The organism is Streptomyces anulatus (genome assembly GCF_014650675.1).
In the GTDB taxonomy this organism is placed as follows: Bacteria; Actinomycetota; Actinomycetes; order Streptomycetales; family Streptomycetaceae; genus Streptomyces; species Streptomyces anulatus.
In genome coordinates, this window is record NZ_BMVK01000030.1 from 1 (window position 1) to 16292 (window position 16292).

15 protein-coding genes and 1 pseudogene are annotated in these 16292 nt (G+C 71.5%); 13 read left to right on the top strand and 3 right to left on the bottom strand.

Annotated features, from left to right (window positions below):
• Positions 1 to 108 precede the first annotated feature (108 nt).
• The 8 genes from IE272_RS37640 (at position 109) to IE272_RS37675 (ending at position 6958) form a co-directional block, all read left to right on the top strand.
• Positions 109 to 753: an HAD family hydrolase gene (locus IE272_RS37640; RefSeq protein ID WP_007459011.1), complete on the top strand. Its 645-nt coding sequence runs from the start codon at positions 109 to 111 to the stop codon at positions 751 to 753.
• Positions 754 to 795: 42 nt separating this feature from the next.
• Positions 796 to 2013: an MFS transporter gene (locus IE272_RS37645; protein ID WP_190010214.1), complete on the top strand. Its 1218-nt coding sequence runs from the start codon at positions 796 to 798 to the stop codon at positions 2011 to 2013.
• Positions 1982 to 3154: an acetoin utilization protein AcuC gene (locus tag IE272_RS37650; RefSeq protein WP_190010216.1), complete on the top strand. Its 1173-nt coding sequence runs from the start codon at positions 1982 to 1984 to the stop codon at positions 3152 to 3154. The genes IE272_RS37645 and IE272_RS37650 overlap by 32 nt, the downstream gene beginning before the upstream one ends.
• A gap of 102 nt (positions 3155 to 3256) precedes the next feature.
• Positions 3257 to 4072, top strand: coding sequence for a phosphatase (locus IE272_RS37655; protein ID WP_097936566.1), 816 nt, complete (start codon positions 3257 to 3259; stop codon positions 4070 to 4072).
• Between the two features lie 128 nt (positions 4073 to 4200).
• Positions 4201 to 4413: a helix-turn-helix domain-containing protein gene (locus IE272_RS37660; RefSeq protein WP_003968329.1), complete on the top strand. Its 213-nt coding sequence runs from the start codon at positions 4201 to 4203 to the stop codon at positions 4411 to 4413.
• A 110-nt stretch (positions 4414 to 4523) separates the two neighbouring features.
• Positions 4524 to 4622 carry a 30S ribosomal protein bS22 gene (locus IE272_RS37665; protein ID WP_003948845.1) on the top strand — a complete coding sequence of 33 codons (99 nt, stop codon included), beginning with the start codon at positions 4524 to 4526 and terminating at the stop codon, positions 4620 to 4622.
• A 149-nt stretch (positions 4623 to 4771) separates the two neighbouring features.
• On the top strand, positions 4772 to 5860 hold the full coding sequence (locus IE272_RS37670; RefSeq protein WP_050358719.1) for an NAD-dependent epimerase/dehydratase family protein: 1089 nt from the start codon (positions 4772 to 4774) through the stop codon (positions 5858 to 5860).
• A 15-nt stretch (positions 5861 to 5875) separates the two neighbouring features.
• Entirely contained in the window at positions 5876 to 6958 is a 1083-nt protein-coding gene (locus IE272_RS37675) for a lysophospholipid acyltransferase family protein (protein ID WP_190010218.1), read from the top strand.
• A 91-nt stretch (positions 6959 to 7049) separates the two neighbouring features.
• On the opposite strand, the pseudogene IE272_RS37680 reads toward IE272_RS37675, so the two are convergent.
• From IE272_RS37680 to IE272_RS37690, 3 genes and pseudogenes are all read right to left on the bottom strand, one after another.
• Positions 7050 to 8263: pseudogene (locus IE272_RS37680) on the bottom strand (DUF5667 domain-containing protein).
• 211 nt (positions 8264 to 8474) lie between these two features.
• Positions 8475 to 9251: an ECF subfamily RNA polymerase sigma factor, BldN family gene (locus IE272_RS37685; RefSeq protein WP_003968333.1), complete on the bottom strand. Its 777-nt coding sequence runs from the start codon at positions 9249 to 9251 to the stop codon at positions 8475 to 8477.
• A 401-nt stretch (positions 9252 to 9652) separates the two neighbouring features.
• Positions 9653 to 10612, bottom strand: a complete 960-nt coding sequence (locus tag IE272_RS37690) for an HAD family hydrolase (protein WP_007459031.1) — start codon at positions 10610 to 10612, stop codon at positions 9653 to 9655.
• Positions 10613 to 10747: 135 nt separating this feature from the next.
• Between IE272_RS37690 and IE272_RS37695 the strand changes: the two genes are divergently transcribed.
• The 5 genes from IE272_RS37695 (at position 10748) to IE272_RS37715 (ending at position 16212) form a co-directional block, all read left to right on the top strand.
• Positions 10748 to 11038, top strand: coding sequence for a glutaredoxin family protein (locus tag IE272_RS37695; RefSeq protein ID WP_018961576.1), 291 nt, complete (start codon positions 10748 to 10750; stop codon positions 11036 to 11038).
• A 257-nt stretch (positions 11039 to 11295) separates the two neighbouring features.
• Positions 11296 to 12057, top strand: coding sequence for a redox-sensing transcriptional repressor Rex (locus tag IE272_RS37700; protein ID WP_032794347.1), 762 nt, complete (start codon positions 11296 to 11298; stop codon positions 12055 to 12057).
• Positions 12054 to 13562 carry a glutamyl-tRNA reductase gene (locus IE272_RS37705; protein WP_050358722.1) on the top strand — a complete coding sequence of 503 codons (1509 nt, stop codon included), beginning with the start codon at positions 12054 to 12056 and terminating at the stop codon, positions 13560 to 13562. Before IE272_RS37700 ends, IE272_RS37705 begins: the two co-directional genes overlap by 4 nt.
• Positions 13559 to 14545 carry a hydroxymethylbilane synthase gene (gene hemC, locus IE272_RS37710; protein ID WP_050358723.1) on the top strand — a complete coding sequence of 329 codons (987 nt, stop codon included), beginning with the start codon at positions 13559 to 13561 and terminating at the stop codon, positions 14543 to 14545. The genes IE272_RS37705 and hemC overlap by 4 nt, the downstream gene beginning before the upstream one ends.
• On the top strand, positions 14542 to 16212 hold the full coding sequence (locus IE272_RS37715; RefSeq protein ID WP_047177224.1) for a bifunctional uroporphyrinogen-III C-methyltransferase/uroporphyrinogen-III synthase: 1671 nt from the start codon (positions 14542 to 14544) through the stop codon (positions 16210 to 16212). Before hemC ends, IE272_RS37715 begins: the two co-directional genes overlap by 4 nt.
• The last annotated feature ends 80 nt before the right edge of the window (positions 16213 to 16292 follow it).

Sequence of the window (16292 nt, forward strand, 5' to 3'; positions counted from 1 at the left end):
AGGGGGGACCCTGTGGGAGAGTAGGACGCCGCCGAACAATTTTTCCGGGAAAGCCCCGTGCCTTGTGGCACGGGGCTTTTCTGCGTTCTGAACGTCTAGGGTCGAACCATGCGCTACGAACTGGTCATCTTCGACAACGATGGTGTGCTCGTCGACAGTGAGCCGCTCGCCAACACCGTCCTCTCCGGCTACCTGACCGAACTCGGTCACCCCACCTCGTACGACGAATCGCTCCGTGACTACATGGGGTCCGCCGTGCACCGGGTCCACGATCTCGTCGAGGAGAGGACCGGGCAGAAGCTGCCCGAGGACTTCGACTCCACGCTCAACACCCGTACGTTCGCCGCTTTCCAGCGGGAGCTCGTGGCCGTGGACGGGGCCGAGGAACTGCTCGGGAAGCTCGTCGCGGACGGGGTGGACTACTGTGTCGCCTCCTCCGGGAGCCACGAGCGGATCCGGGTCGGGCACCGCAAGACGGGGATCGACCAGTGGTTCGAGGAGGAGTGGATCTTCAGCTCGGAGGACGTCGGGCGGGGCAAGCCGGCACCGGACCTGTTCCTGTACGCCGCCGAGCGGATGGGCGTCGCGCCGGAGCGGTGCGTCGTCATCGAGGACAGCCCGCTCGGGGTCGAGGCGGCCCGTGCCGCGGGGATGGACGTGTACGGGTTCACGTCGATGATGCCCGCCGACCGGCTCGTCGGAGTGACCGGGCACTTCTCCGACATGGCCCAGCTCCCCGAACTGCTCGCCTGATCCATCTACCCCTGGGTAGAGCCTGGCTCTACGCTCGCGGCCATGACTGATGCGGGCTTGCGGCACGGCAGGGCCTCCCTGGGGTTGAGCTTCGGCGTTCAAGGGGTGGCCTTCGCCCTTCTCGTGACGCGTATCCCCGCCATTCAGGACCAGTACGGGATATCCGACGGGCTGCTGCCCGTCTTCCTCGCCGCTGTCCCGATCCTGGCGGGGGCCGGCAGCGTCGCCACCGAGAAGGTGGTCGCGCGGGTGCGGCCCGGTGTCGTCCTGCGCTGGTCCCAGCCCCTGGTCCTGCTCGCCCTGCTCGGGGTGGGCGCGGGGCGGGAGGTGTGGCACGTCGCCGTCGCGCTCGGCGTCTTCGGGCTGGCCGTCGGAGCGCTGGACGCCTCCATGAACATGCTGGGCGTCAGCCTCCAACGGGCGTACGGGCGCAGCATCATGCTCGGCTTCCACGCCGCCTACAGCCTCGGCGGTATCGCGGGGGCGTCCCTGGCGTGGGCCGGGGCGCGGTGGGATCTGTCGTTGCTCGGGTCCTACCTGCCCGTGGTGGTGGTGCTGTTGCCCGCCGCGCTGGTCGGGAGCCGGTGGTACACGGAGGGGAAGGAGCCGGACGGGAAGGGGCCGGAGGATGTGGGGGCCGGGCCCGGGGGTGCGGGCGGGGCGCTGTCGTTCAGGCTGCTGCTGCCGCTGTGCCTGGTGATGAGTTTCGCGTACATCGGGGACTCGACCGTCTCCAACTGGAGTGCCAAGTACCTCCAGGACGTGCTGGGCGGTTCGGAGCAGCTCGCGACCGTTCCGTACAACGTCTACATGGTGACGACCCTGCTGGGTCGGGCCCTGGGGGACCTCGGGGTGCGGCGGTTCGGGGCGGTCGCCGTCGTGCGGGGCGGGAGTCTGCTGGCGGCCGGCGGGTTCGCGGTCGTGGCGGTGGCGCCCGGGGCCTGGGTGGGGATGTTCGGGTTCACGATGCTCGGGTTCGGGCTCTGCGTGATCGTGCCGCAGACGTTCGCGGCGGCCGGGCGGATGTTCCCGGGGAACAGCGACGCGGCCGTGGCCCGGCTGAACATCTTCAACTATGTCGGGTTCCTGGTGGGTTCGCCGCTCGTGGGTGCTCTGGGGGATGCGTGGAGTTATCGCGGCGCCATGCTCGTACCGATGGTTCTGGTGCTGGCGACGCTCGTGTATGCCCGCGCGTTCGGACCGGAGCCCGCCCGATACGGTGGCGGGCATGAGCGGCCGCACACAGCTGATGTGGGATGACGCAGTTACGGGATACGACTTCGGGGAGACGCACCCCATGGACCCGGTCCGGCTGGCCCTGACGATGGGGCTGGTGCGGGCGTTCGGGCTCGACGGGGCGGTGGATCTGCGGTCGGCGAAGTCGGTGGGGGACTCCACCCTGCGGCTCGTGCACCGGCAGGACTACGTGGCGGCGGTGCGCGCCGCCTCCGCGGATCCGCAGGCGGCCGACCAGGACTACGGGCTCGGGACCGTGGACGATCCGGCGTTCGCCGGGATGCACGAGGCGTCCGCGCTGATCGCGGGGCTGTCGGTGGGCGCGGCCGAGGCGGTGTGGCGGGGTGAGTGCGAGCACGCGGTGAATTTCACCGGGGGGCTGCATCACGCCATGCCCGGGTCGGCCGCCGGGTTCTGCGTCTACAACGACCCCGCTCTCGCCATCGCCCGGCTGCTGGAGCTGGGTGCGGAGCGGGTCGCGTACGTCGATGTGGACGTCCACCACGGGGACGGGGTGCAGGCCGCGTTCTGGGAGGACCCGCGGGTGCTGACGATCTCGCTGCACGAGCACCCGAGGACTCTCTTTCCGCAGACCGGGTGGCCGGAGGAGACCGGGGCCGGGGTGGGCGAGGGCTCCTCGGTCAACGTGGCGCTGCCGGCCGGGACCGGGGACGCGGGATGGCTGCGGGCGTTCCACGCGGTGGTGCCCGAGCTGCTGGCCGATTTCCGGCCCCAGGTGCTCGTCACCCAGCACGGGGCGGACACGCACTTCGAGGACCCGCTCGCCCATCTCGCGGTGTCCCTGGACGCGCAGCGGTCGGTCATGGAGTCCTGCCACGAGCTGGCCCACCGGTACGCGGACGGTGGGCGCTGGGTGGCGCTCGGCGGCGGCGGGTACGCGGTGGTGGATGTGGTGCCCCGGTCGTGGACGCATCTCGTCGGGATCGCGGCGCACGCTCCCGTGGATCCGGAGTCGGTGGTGCCGCCGTCCTGGCGGGATCTCGTCTACGCCCGTACGCGGCAGTTGGGGCCGGGCCGGATGACGGACGGGCGTACGCCGTCGTGGAAGGCGTGGGAGGACGGGTACGACCCGGCGGACCGGCTGGACCAGGCGGTGCTGGCGTCCCGGAAGGCGGCGTTCCCGCTGCGCGGGCTGCTGACCTGAGTTCCGGGCGGTGCGGGGGCATTGTGCCGTGCGTTACGCCAACGGTGGGGCGTAACGGGATTCCCGCCCGCCGGGGCTCCGCGGTACGGCAGCATCCCAGGGGTGTTGAGCACCGGGGCGCTGCGCGCCCATCTGCTGGCGGCCCGGCTGGCCGGGCCCGTGGCCACCCCGCGCGAGACCAGCCTGCGCAGCTACCGGTTGTTCGCCGCCCGGGATCCGCGGGTGATGCTGGGGCTCGCGCCCGAGCGCGCCTGGGACGAGGGCGAACTGTTGCGGCTGATGGCGGAGCGGTGCGGGGTCTCGGCCGATCCCGCGCATGTGAGCGGCCCCGACGCGATCGATCCGGAGCGGACCGTGGCCGCGCTGGACGCGTTCGCCGAGCGGTTGGCGCTGGTGGCCGAGCGGCGGGCTCCGGTGCTGCTGGGGACCGGTCATCCGCACCGGTTGCTCGGTTTCTACGCCGGGCTGGCAGACGCTCTGTCGGCGGCCGGCTGTCCTGTTCTCACCCCCGCGCAGGGGAGATGTGTCGACATAACGACCCGGTTTGGCGTACGCACGTACAGCCTGGACTACGTACGGGGTGTCGCCCTGGTGCGCGAACCGGGGGGGCGGCCCACGGGGGGCGAGACCGGCGCGCACACGCATTCGCCGCTTCCGGTGCGGCTCGCGCTCCAGGACGCGGCGGAGCGGCTCGGTGTGCTGCCGCAGTTGGTGATCGGGGATCACGGCTGGGTCTGCGGTGCAGGTCAGCTGGGGATCGAGGCGATCGGGCCGGCGGACACGGATGATCCGGCGCTGTTCGTGGGGGAGGCGGAGGGGCGGGTGTCCGTCGTCGTTCCGCTCGACGACGGCGTACGGGCGCCGTTTTACCGGCCGTTGACGCGCTATGTGCTCAATCGGGCCCGTCTGTCACAGTAGGCCGCCGACCGCCTCTCCTCTTCCCCACTCGCACCACGCGCCCCTAATCTGTGGAGTGAGCGCACAGCGACGAAGAGTCACCGGAGGGGAAGCCGGTGCCCGTCCGGTGCGGAAGGTACAGGTGGGTCATGGCTGCTGGCAGCGAGAGGCCTCTCAACGAGGTCAAGTTTCTGACCGTGGCGGAAGTCGCCTCGGTCATGCGAGTGTCGAAGATGACCGTGTACCGCTTGGTGCACAGCGGTCATCTGCCGGCGATCCGGGTGGGCAGGTCCTTCCGGGTGCCGGAGCAAGCGGTTCACGCGTATCTCCGCGAGTCCTTTGTGGGGGTGGAATCAGCCTGAGGTTGCCTGCGGATTACGTCCCTCGGACGGTGGCGGGTAGGCTAGGCCGACGTAGGTCGTGTGGGCCCAGACGCCCCGCACCAGTGAAAATGAAGTGAGCGAGGGTAGTCGTGGGCTCTGTTATCAAGAAGCGGCGCAAGCGGATGGCCAAGAAGAAGCACCGCAAGCTGCTCAAGCGCACGCGCGTTCAGCGTCGCAACAAGAAGTAAGCGAACGCAGTTCGTGAGATCCGCAGCCTCTCCGCCGTTCCGGTGGAGGGGCTGCGGTGCGTTTCGGAGCAGGGGGGCGTCACAGGGCGGCGTCCACCCGCTACGGTGACGGCCAGGGAAGTTACCGCGGGAAGCAGGGGAGCCGGGTCTTGGGAAAGGTCGTGCTCGTCACAGGAGCGGCCCGGCAGCTGGGGGGCCGCTTCGTCCGGCGCGTCCAGCGCGAGCCCGGGGTGGACCGGGTGATCGCCGTCGACGCGGTCGCACCCGCGCACGAGCTGGGCGACGCGGAGTTCGTGCGCGCGGACATCCGGCAGTCCGCCCTGGCGCGGATCCTGGCCGAGCACGCCGTCGACACGGTCGTGCACCTGGACGTCTCCGGCAAGGCGCTCGGCGCCGGCGGCCGGACGGCGATCAAGGAGACCAACGTCATCGGCACCATGCAGCTGCTCGGCGCCTGCCAGAAGTCCCCGACGGTGCGCCGGCTCGTGGTGAAGTCCAGTACGAGCGTGTACGGGTCGGCGCCCCGCGATCCCGCCGTGTTCACCGAGACCACTCCGCCCAAGTCGCTGCCCAGCGGCGGCTTCGCGAAGGACGCGGTGGAGGTCGAGGGGTACGTACGGGGCTTCGCCCGTCGCCGGCCCGACGTGGCGGTGTGTGTGCTGCGGTTCGCCAACATCCTGGGGCCCCGGCCGGACTCGCCGCTCGCGGACTATCTGTCGCTGCCCGTCCTGCCGACCGTCTTCGGCTACGACCCCCGGCTTCAGTTCGTGCACGAGGACGACGTGATCGACGTCCTGGGGATCGCGGCGAGCGAGCCCCGGCGCGGGACGCTGAACAGCGGCACGTTCAACATCGCCGGTGACGGGGTGCTGCTGCTGTCGCAGTGCTCGCGGCGGCTGGGGAAGCCGACCGTGCCGGTGCTGCTGCCCGCCGTCACGTGGGTCGGCTCGGCGCTCCGTACGATCGGCATGACCGACTTCTCGCCGGAACAGATCCGGCTGCTCACCCATGGCAGGGTGGTCTCGACGGTGCAGATGCGCGAGACCCTCGGTTTCCGGCCGAAGTTCACCACGGCGGAGACGTTCGCGGAGTTCGCGCGGAGCCGGGGTCCGGGGCTGCTGCCGCCGGAGACGGTGGGCAGGGCGGTGGACCGGCTGGCGGCGTTGCCGCTGCCGGGAGGCGCCGGGCCGCGGGAGCGCGGGGCCGGTGCGGTACAGACGACTCACGGCGCCAGGTAGAGGAGCGCACCGACGATGGCGGACGCCAAGGTCATTCCGTTCGACGACGACCGTTCGCGGTCCGGTGGCGCGTCGCGTCCGGCGCGGCGCCGGACCGGGGCGGGCGGCCCCGGCAGCGGTCGGGGCGACGGCTCCGCGGCTCCGGTGAGCGCCCTGCCGGGGGCGCAGGTCCCCGAGCTGTCCGGGCTGTCCCCGGAGGCGGGGGAGGGGGGCCAGGAGCCCCGTCAGGACGCGGTGGACGCGGACGGTTCCCCGGCCGGTGGCTGGGAGCGGCGGATCGCGGGCGGGCTCGCGTTCCTGCGGCGTCGGGTCACCGGTGATTACGACGTCGACGAGTTCGGCTACGACGAGGAGCTCACCGACCAGGTCCTGATGTCGTTGCTGCGGCCGCTGGCGGACAAGTACTTCCGGGTCGAGGTGAAGGGCATCGAGAACATCCCGTCGGACGGCGGGGCGCTCATCGTGGCCAACCACTCCGGGACGCTGCCGCTGGACGGGCTGATGCTTCAGGTCGCGGTGCACGACAACCATCCGGCGGACCGTCATCTGCGGCTGCTCGCCGCCGATCTGGTCTTCCATCTGCCGGTCGTCAACGAGCTGGCGCGCAAGGCGGGGCACACGCTGGCCTGTGCGGAGGACGCGCAGCGGCTGCTGGAGGCGGGCGAGATCGTCGGGGTGATGCCGGAGGGGTTCAAGGGCATCGGGAAGCCGTTCGGCGAGCGCTACAAGCTTCAGCGTTTCGGCCGGGGCGGGTTCGTGTCGACGGCGCTGCGGGCGGGGGCGCCGATCGTGCCGTGCTCGATCGTGGGCGCGGAGGAGATCTACCCGATGATCGGGAACGCGAAGACGCTGGCCCGGCTGCTGGGCATCCCGTACTTCCCGATCACGCCGACGTTCCCGTGGCTGGGGCCGCTGGGTGCGTTGCCGCTGCCGACGAAGTGGACGATCCAGTTCGGTGAGCCGATTCCGACGGACGGGTATCCGCCGGAGGCGGCGGAGGATCCGATGCTGATGTTCAACCTGACGGACCAGGTGCGTGAGCAGATCCAGCACACGCTGTACAAGCTGCTGGTGCAGCGGCGGTCGGTGTTCTTCTGACCTGCTGAGCCACGACGGGAGACGAGAAGGGGGCCGGTACGCGGATCGCGTACCGGCCCCCTTCCTTTTCGTGTGCGCCGGGCCCGTCGTTCTACGGCTTGAGGTTCTCGCCGTCGATGCCGAGGCCGGGGAGGAGCCCCGGAAGGAGCGGAGGCAGGGTGACGTCCGGGGCGGCCGGTGCGCTGGGCCGGCCTTCGGGGGAGGGCGGGGTGAGGCCGTCCGTCGGGAGGTCGTCCAGCAGGCCGTCCGTGCCGCCGCCCAGCAGGCCGTCCTCCGGGGTGGTGTCGGTGGAGCCCGACGAGCCGGAGGGCTCGGGGCCGGTGCTGCCGTCGGTGCGGCCTCCGGGCTTCTCGGGGGAGGCCGGAGGCGCGGGGGCATCGGTCCGGGACGAGCCGGTGCCCGGGGAGGTGGGGGTGTCGGCGCGTCCGGAGCCCTTGTCCTCGCCCGGCGGGCGGGGGAGGAGGGACTGGAGCGGTGCGACTTCGTCCTCTATGGCGTCGAAGACGGAGCTGACCTCGTCGCGGACGTCGGTGAGCTGGACGGGCAGCCGGTCGCGGAGGCTGCTCCAGGCGTCGCGGTGGGAGCGGGAGAAGGTGTCGAGGGTCTGGATGGGGCCGATCGCTCCGTCGCGCTGGTAGGCGGAGTGGAGCAGCCGGTGGCCCTCGGAGGCGTCGTGGGACATGCCGTTGAGCGCGCGTCTGACGGCGCCGAGGGATTCGTGGTCCAGTGCGCCGGAGCGGCCGCGCTCCATGAGCCTGCGGGCCTCGCTGAGCCGGGTGGAGGCCTGGTCGAGATAGACCTCGCCGCGGTCGGCGTCGCCCTTGGCCATGCCGAGGCTGATGTCCTCCATCCCGCGTTTCAGTCCGTAGAGCGAATCACCGGGGAGGGCGTCGGAGCTGGCGGCTGCCACGCCGCCGAACGCTCCCGCGGCCACGCCGACGGTGAGCCCGCCGGCAGTGAGGCCTTTCGCCCAGCGTGAGCGGGGTCGCAATTTCCGCAGTGGTGAGGCCCGGTGGGCCCCCTTGCCCCGTTGTACGGGCACCGTAGGGCCCGTGGACGCGCCGCCCTCGGCGAACATGGTCTCCATGGCCGCGACGAGCTGGGCTCGCTGCACCATTTTGACCTCGGGGTCCAACTGCGGCTTCGGTAGCTCACCGAGGCCGTTCGCCAGGGCCAACAGCGGTCCGCGGTCGGCCTGGTCGGCCGGCTCCGCGGGCTGTACGGCCGCCGCACCCTGGGGGGTTGTTCTTCCAGGGCCTGGGCGAAGGCGTTCGCCCGCCGGTGTGCCGAAACGTTTGCGATCACTGGCGGCACCTCCTCTCGTCATGACGGTCGACTCCCCTGGCGGTCCGGAAGGTTGCACACCTTGAGCGTTTCCACTCGATGGAGTGAGTGGCTACGGACAGGGGGTGACGACAGGGGGCCTGCAACCGGCACAACGAGGCGCTCGGCACTTGGGTTACGCGCGAAAGATGATCGGACCAGTGCGTGACGGGACGGTCACGCAGAGGTCGGATCAGCGGGCGTCGTCCGGCAGGAGTCGGGCGAGCGTCCGTACGGCTCGGTACTGGAGGGTCTTGATCGCGCCCTCGTTCTTGCCCATCACCCGGGCGGTCTCCGCGACCGAGAGGCCTTGGAGGAACCGCAGGGTCACGCACTCCTGCTGCTGGGGGTTGAGTCGCCGCACGGCCTGGAGCAGTGCGGCGTTGGAGAGGGACTCCAGGACGGAGTCCTCGGGGCTGCGCGCCACCTCGTTGGCGTCGAGCATTTCGCCGGTGGTCACTTCCAGCCGGAAGCGACTGGATTTGAAGTGGTCGGCGACCAGGTTGCGAGCGATCGTGACCAGCCAGGCGCCGAAGTCGCGGCCCTGCCAGGTGAACGTGGAGATACGGCGCAGCGCGCGGAGGAAGGTCTCGCTGGTGAGGTCCTCCGCGGTCGCCTTGCCGCCCACGCGGTAGTAGATGTACCGGTACACGGTGTCGCTGTACTGGTCGTACAGGCGGCCGAAGGCATCCGCCTCACCGGCCTGTGCGCGCTCGACGAGATCCATCATGCGCGCGCTGTCGCTGTCGGCGGTGGGACGGCGGACGGTCGACGTGGTCGAGGCGGCGCGGGTGCCGCGTCTTCCGACCGCCGCACTGCGTTCGGCCAGTGCGTAGCAAGGGCCGGCAGGTGCAGGGGTGGCAAATGCGGGGACGGCGTACGCGGTGGGGACGAAGCCGCGCAAGCGGTCAATGACCGATGCACGCAGCGTAGCCAGGCCCGAGGCGTCAACCCCGACGTGTGGGTACACGGGACTCCCAGAGGCAGAGCTTCCATCACGAGCAGTTCGAAAAACGTCACCCGTGGTAGCGAGTGGCGGTCTCCGTGATGCGTCTGAGGAGAATAACGCTTCGTGCAGGCAGCGCTACACCCAGTTGTCTAAATCACCGGTTCCGTCGTTTCTGTTATCGCTAAGTGACGTATCAAGTAGCACATGGTGACCGTTTATTGATCGGATTACTTCGTGATCTGCCTACGGGGGCGACGGGTTGTGGCCGGGCACCGACAATCCGGCTGGCCGGAGGGGGCGTCGCCCGCGTCGGCGGACCGGCTCGCGAACGGATGTCCGGCTCCGGGCGTGGCTGCGCCCCGTGGCCGTTCGCGGAGGGCGGGCACGGGGCGCGGAGGGTGCGGAAGGGGCGGGGGCCCGGGTCAGCGGCGGCGGCGGTGCAGGGCGACGGCGGCGGCGGTGCCGCCCGCGAGCGCGCCGACCCCGGCGGCGGCCGGGATGCCGACCTTGGCGGCCTTGCGGCCGGTGCGGTAGTCGCGCAGCCGCCAGTCGCGGGCGCGGGCGTACTTGCGGAGCTTGGTGTCCGGGTTGATCGCGTAGGGGTGGCCGACCAGCGAGAGCATGGGGATGTCGTTGTGCGAGTCGCTGTAGGCGGCGCAGCGCTCCAGGTCCAGGCCCTCGGCGGCGGCCAGCGCGCGGACGGCCTCGGCCTTGGCGGGGCCGTGCAGGGGTTCGCCGACCAGCCGGCCGGTGTAGACGCCGTCGACCGATTCGGCGACGGTGCCGAGCGCGCCGGTCAGGCCGAGGCGGCGGGCGATGATGGTGGCGGTCTCCACGGGGGCGGCGGTGACCAGCCAGACCTTCTGCCCGGCGTCCAGGTGGGCCTGGGCCAGGGCGCGGGTGCCGGGCCAGATGCGGTCGGCCATGTACTCGTCGTAGATCTCCTCGCCGATGGACATCAGCTCGGAGACGCGGTGGCCCTTGACGATGGACAGGGCGCTGTCGCGGGCGTCCTGCATGTGTTCGGGGTCCTCGACGCCGGCCAGCCGGAACCAGGCCTGCTGCCAGGCGAACCGGGTGAGCTCGCGGCGCTCGAAGAACTTCCGCTTGTAGAGGCCGCGGCCGAAGTGGAAGATCGCGGCGCCCTGCATGACGGTGTTGTCGAGGTCGAAGAAGGCGGCGGCGCGGTCGTCCCCGGCGACGGGGAACGCGGGCTCCTCGGGAGGCGTCGCGTCCGCTTCTTCCGGGGCCTTGGTCAGGAGGGTGGATTCGTCGTCGGCGGCCGAGGTCTTGCGCGCGGCCTCGGCGGCGGCCTCGCCTGCCAGGACGCTCCGTGCGGTAGCGGAACGCCTACGGGGTGTGAGCCATCCAAGAGCGGCCATGCCGTGAGCATAGCCAGTCCGTCCGCGCCTGCCCGACCTGCCGCGATGCGTGGGCGTGAACGCTGCGGGTCGGAATGGTGAATCGGTTGATTCCGGGCGGTCCGGGGTGGTGGCCGGCGGGCGCAGAATGAAGGCATGAGCGCTCTGCTGCGACGTAAGAGGAAGAAGCCCGCCGAGCGGGTGGTCACGCTGGTGGGGAAGCCCGGGTGCCATCTGTGCGAGGACGCGCGGGCGGTGGTGAGCGCGGTCTGCGAGGAGACCGGTGCGTCGTGGGTGGAGAAGGACATCACCGAGGACGAGGAGCTGTACAAGGAGTACTGGGAGCAGATTCCTGTGGTGCTGATCGATGACGAACAGCACACGTTCTGGCGCGTGGACCCGGCGAGGCTGCGCAAGGCGCTGGGTGCGGACGCGAAACCCGGTTAACATTGTGGGCGTTTTGGGTGGCCTCGGGGGCTTGGCTGTGAGGAGTGTGTACTGCTTTGCCCCCTTCGAGGCTGCAACGGGCTGATGCGGTCCCCGGTTCCGGGATCGCGCGGGGAAGTTGCGTGACCCCGGTCACTTTGACCAGACAAAACGGACACCATCTTTGTGCACGCGTTCACAAAGACATAGCCTGCATTCGACGGGGCGGTCCTGGGACATACGGCCGCCTGCAGCCCCGCTCATCCCGCAGGAGCACCGTGGCAACTGGCCGAACTCACCGACCGGCGACCCGTAGCCGAGGAATTCCCGAGGCCACCGTCGCCCGACTTCCGTTGTATCTGCGCGCCCTGACCGCGCTCTCCGAGCGATCGGTGCCCACGGTCTCCTCCGAGGAGCTGGCCACGGCCGCCGGGGTCAACTCGGCGAAGCTGCGCAAGGACTTCAGTTACCTGGGGTCCTACGGCACCCGCGGTGTCGGGTACGACGTCGAGTATCTCGTCTACCAGATCTCGCGCGAGCTCGGGCTCACCCAGGACTGGCCGGTCGCCATCGTCGGCATCGGTAACCTCGGCGCGGCCCTCGCCAACTACGGCGGCTTCGCCTCGCGCGGCTTCCGGGTCGCGGCGCTGATCGACGCGGACCCCGCCATGGCCGGTACGCCGGTGGCCGGGATCGCCGTCCAGCACACGGACGACCTGGACCGGATCATCAGCGACAACGGTGTGTCCATCGGCGTGATCACCACCCCGCCCGGCGCGGCCCAGCAGGTCTGCGACCGGCTCGTCGCCGCCGGTGTGACCTCCATCCTGAACTTCGCGCCGACCGTGCTGTCGGTGCCCGAGGGCGTCGACGTGCGCAAGGTCGACCTCTCCATCGAGCTCCAGATCCTCGCGTTCCACGAGCAGCGCAAGGCCGGCGAGGACTCCGCCGCCGAGGACGAGGGCGCGCCCCCGATGCGGGCCACGCCCACGAGCCGGAAGGGACCTGACGGGGACATGCCCGCCGTGATGCCGGCATGAGCCTCCTCGTCGTCGGACTGAGCCACCGCAGCGCCCCCGTCTCCGTACTGGAGCGGGCCTCCCTCGCTGTCGAGACCCAGGCCAAGCTGCTCCAGGACACCCTCGCCGCGGAACCCGCGACCGAGGCGGCCGTGCTGGCCACCTGCAACCGCATCGAGCTGTACGCCGACGTGGACAAGTTCCACGCGGGCGTCGCCGAGCTGTCCACCCTGCTCGCCCAGCACAGCGGCGTCGGGCTCGAGGAGCTCACTCCGTATCTCTATGTGCACTACGAGGACCGGGCCGTCCACCACCTCTTCTCGGTGGCCTGCGGTCTCGACTCGATGGTCGTCGGCGAGGGGCAGATCCTCGGCCAGATCAAGGACGCGCTCGCGCGCGGCCAGGAGCTGCACACCGCCGGACGGCTGCTGAACGACCTCTTCCAGCAGGCCCTGCGGGTCGGTAAGCGCGCCCACAGCGAGACCGGGATCGACCGGGCCGGGCAGTCGCTCGTCACCTTCGGGCTCCAGCAGCTCGCCGCCGGGGCCGACCCCGAGCGCTGGGCCGACGGCAAGCGCGCCCTGGTCATCGGCGCTGGATCCATGTCCTCGCTGGCCGCCGCGACCCTCGCCCGCACCGGCGTCGCCGACATCGTCGTCGCCAACCGGACCCGCTCCCGCGCGGACCGCCTGGTGGAGATCCTCCAGCAGGGCGACGACACCGCGGTGCGCGCCCGGGCCGTCGAGATGTCCGCGGTCGGTGACGAACTGACACGTGCCGACATCGTCGTCTCCTGCACCGGTTCCACGGGCCTCGTGCTCACCGCCGACGCCCTCGCCGACGCGCTGGGCGTGACCCTGGACGCTGCGCCCGAGCGGCCGGCGGTCACCGTCACCCCGGCCCCGGCCGACGTCGACCAGCACGCCGCCTGGGTGGAGAACGGTTCCGCCGCCTCCGCCGCGCAGGCAGGTCCGGCGACGGCGCTGCGCCGGGTCACCGTGCCCGCCCAGTCGACCGGCCCGGTCCGGCTCGCCCTGCTCGACCTCGCCATGCCGAGGGACATCGACGGCGCCGCCCACCGCATCGACGGTGTGCGCCTCGTCGACATCGAGTCGCTCGCCGAGGCGTCCGCCGACGCCCCGATGGCCGCCGATGTGGACCGGGTCCGCACCATCGTGTCCGACGAGGTGGCCGCCTTCGGCGCCGCCCAGCGCGCCGCGCACGTCGCCCCGACCGTGGTCGCCCTGCGCACCATGGCCGCCGGCGTGGTCGCCGGCGAGATCGCCCGGCTGGACGGCCGCCTTCCCGACCTGGACGAGAAGCAGCGCGCCGAGATCACCCAGACCGTGCGCCGCGTCGTCGACAAGCTCCTGCACGCGCCCACCGTGCGGGTCAAGCAGCTCGCCAGCGAGCCCGGCGGCGCCGGGTACGCGGACGCGCTGCGAGAACTCTTCGACCTCGACCCGCAGACGGTGGCCGCCGTCTCCCGGGCAGACCTGAACGACCCGAATAGAGGGCGGTCATGACCGACAACTCATCCCCGGGCGCGCGGAACTCCGCGCCGCTCCGGCTGGGAACCCGGCGCAGCAAGCTCGCCATGGCCCAGTCCGGACTTGTCGCCGAGGCGGTTCGCGAGGTGACCGGGCGCGCCGTCGAGCTCGTCGAGATCACCACGTACGGGGACACCTCCCGCGAGCACCTGGCGCAGATCGGCGGCACCGGCGTGTTCGTCGCGGCCCTGCGCGAGGCGCTGGCGCGCGGCGAGGTGGACTTCGCCGTCCACTCGCTCAAGGACCTGCCGACCGGCCAGCCCGACGACCTCGTGCTGGCGGCCGTGCCGCAGCGCGAGGACCCGCGCGACGCCCTGATCGCCCGGGACGGGCTGACCTTCGAGCAGCTGCCCGACGGCGCCCGCATCGGCACCGGTTCGCCGCGCCGTATGGCGCAGCTCAACGCGTACGCCCGTTCCCACGGACTGCGGATCGAGACCGTCCCCATCCGGGGCAACGTCGATACGCGGATCGGGTTCGTGCGCGACGGGGAGCTCGACGCGGTGGTTCTCGCCGCCGCCGGGCTCAGCCGTCTCGGCCGGAGCGGTGAGGTGACCGAGTTCCTGCCGGTCGACACCGTCCTGCCCGCTCCCGGCCAGGGAGCACTGGCGATCGAGTGCGCCGCGTCCAGCGCCGACCTCGCCGCCGCGCTCGCCGAGCTCGACGACCCGTACACCCGGGCCGCCGTGACCGCCGAGCGTGCCCTGCTCGCCGCCCTGGAGGCCGGCTGCTCCGCACCTGTGGGTGCGCTGGCCGACCTCCTGGTCGACGGACAGGTTGTCAACGAACTGCGCCTGCGCGGAGTCGTCGGTACCACCGACGGTTCCTCGCTCGTACAGCTGTCCACCACCGGTCCCGTCCCCACGTCGCACGACGACGCGGCGGCCCTCGGTCGCGAACTCGCGGCCGAGATGCTCGCCAAGGGTGCGGCCGGTCTTATGGGGGAGCGAGCACTTTGAGCCCCACCGGCCCCGCCGCATCCGACTTTCCGGCCCTGTCCGCCCAAGGGCAGGTCACCTTCCTCGGCGCCGGTCCCGGCGACCCGGGACTGCTGACCCTGCGCGCCGTCGAGGCGCTCGCGAGCGCGGACGTCCTTGTCGCCGAGCCCGATGTGCTCGACGTCGTTCGCAGCCATGCGCGGGCAGGCGTGAGCACGCCTGAGCTGACCGTCGTTGACACCTCGTCAACAACCGTCGGTGTACCCGTTCTCAGGGATGCGGCCAATCTTGTCATGGAGGCCGCGAAGGGCGGCAGGCGGGTGGTCCGTGCGGTCGCGGGCGACCCGGGCCTGGACGGGAACGCGGGGGCGGAAATGCTCGCCTGCGCCGCCGCCGGGGTGCCCTTCGAGGTCGTCCCGGGCGTCGCGAACGCCGTCGGCGTCTCCGCGTACGCCGGGGTGCCGCTGCGTGACGCGCAGGGTGCGGACGTCCGCTTCGTCGACGCCCGTACCGCCTCCGACCGGTGCTGGAGCGAGGTCGGCGCGAGCGACGCGACCGCCGTGGTCTCCACCACGCTGGACTCGGTGGCCGCCGCCGCCGGTGAGCTGGTCTCCGCGGGCCGCAAGCCCGACACCCCGCTCACCGTGACGATCGCGGGCACCACCACCCGCCAGCGCACCTGGACGGCGACCCTCGGGACGATCGCCCAGGTCCTCAAGCAGGCCAAGGTGCTGCCCTCGCCCGAGGGCCACCGGCCGGTCATAGCCGTGGTCGGAGAGCGCAGCTCCGCCGCCCAGCGCGACCAGCTCGCGTGGTTCGAGTCCAAGCCGATGTTCGGCTGGAAGGTGCTCGTCCCGCGTACGAAGGAGCAGGCCGCGTCGCTCTCCGACCAGCTGCGTTCCTACGGTGCGGTGCCGCACGAGGTCCCGACGATCGCCGTCGAGCCGCCGCGTACGCCCCAGCAGATGGAGCGCGCGGTCAAGGGCCTGGTCACCGGGCGCTACGAGTGGATCGCCTTCACCAGCGTGAACGCCGTCAAGGCGGTCCGGGAGAAGTTCGAGGAGTACGGGCTCGACGCCCGTGCCTTCGCCGGCATCAAGGTCGCCGCCGTCGGCGAGCAGACCGCCGCGGCGCTGATCGACTTCGGCGTGAAGCCGGACCTGGTGCCGTCCGGCGAGCAGTCCGCCGCCGGGCTGCTGGAGGACTGGCCGCCCTACGACCCGGTCTTCGACCCGATCGACCGGGTGTTCCTGCCGCGTGCCGACATCGCCACCGAGACCCTGGTGGCCGGGCTCATTGAGCTGGGCTGGGAGGTCGACGACGTCACCGCGTACCGCACGGTCCGCGCCTCGCCGCCGCCGGCCGACACCCGTGAGGCGATCAAGGGCGGCGGCTTCGACGCGGTCCTGTTCACCTCGTCCTCGACGGTGCGCAACCTGGTCGGTATCGCGGGCAAGCCGCACAACGTGACGGTGATCGCGTGTATCGGCCCCGCCACGGCGAAGACCGCAGAGGAGCACGGCCTGCGGGTCGACGTGCTGTCCCCGGAGCCGTCGGTGCACAAGCTCGCCGAGGCGCTCGCCGCCTTCGGCGCGCAGCGCCGGGACGCGGCGAAGGAGGCCGGTGACCCGGTGACCCGGCCGAGCGAGCGGCGCCCGGGTGCGCGCAGGCGTCGGACGACGACGTAGTGGTACGAGGGTGAGTGGGCCCGGTCGCTCCTGCGGCCGGGCCCGCCGCCGTTTCCGGGGCCCGTTCGCGGGCCTTTCCC

Excerpts from the sequence above, each read along its gene's own strand:
- IE272_RS37695 (WP_018961576.1), top strand. The coding sequence starts at position 10,748 with ATGAGCGCTCTGCTGCGACGTAAGAGGAAGAAGCCCGCCGAGCGGGTG.
- IE272_RS37650 (WP_190010216.1), top strand. The coding sequence starts at position 1,982 with ATGAGCGGCCGCACACAGCTGATGTGGGATGACGCAGTTACGGGATAC.
- IE272_RS37640 (WP_007459011.1), top strand. The coding sequence starts at position 109 with ATGCGCTACGAACTGGTCATCTTCGACAACGATGGTGTGCTCGTCGAC.
- IE272_RS37645 (WP_190010214.1), top strand. The coding sequence starts at position 796 with ATGACTGATGCGGGCTTGCGGCACGGCAGGGCCTCCCTGGGGTTGAGC.
- hemC (WP_050358723.1), top strand. The coding sequence starts at position 13,559 with ATGACCGACAACTCATCCCCGGGCGCGCGGAACTCCGCGCCGCTCCGG.
- IE272_RS37675 (WP_190010218.1), top strand. The coding sequence starts at position 5,876 with ATGGCGGACGCCAAGGTCATTCCGTTCGACGACGACCGTTCGCGGTCC.
- IE272_RS37690 (WP_007459031.1), bottom strand. The coding sequence starts at position 10,612 with ATGGCCGCTCTTGGATGGCTCACACCCCGTAGGCGTTCCGCTACCGCA.
- IE272_RS37705 (WP_050358722.1), top strand. The coding sequence starts at position 12,054 with ATGAGCCTCCTCGTCGTCGGACTGAGCCACCGCAGCGCCCCCGTCTCC.
- IE272_RS37660 (WP_003968329.1), top strand. The coding sequence starts at position 4,201 with ATGGCTGCTGGCAGCGAGAGGCCTCTCAACGAGGTCAAGTTTCTGACC.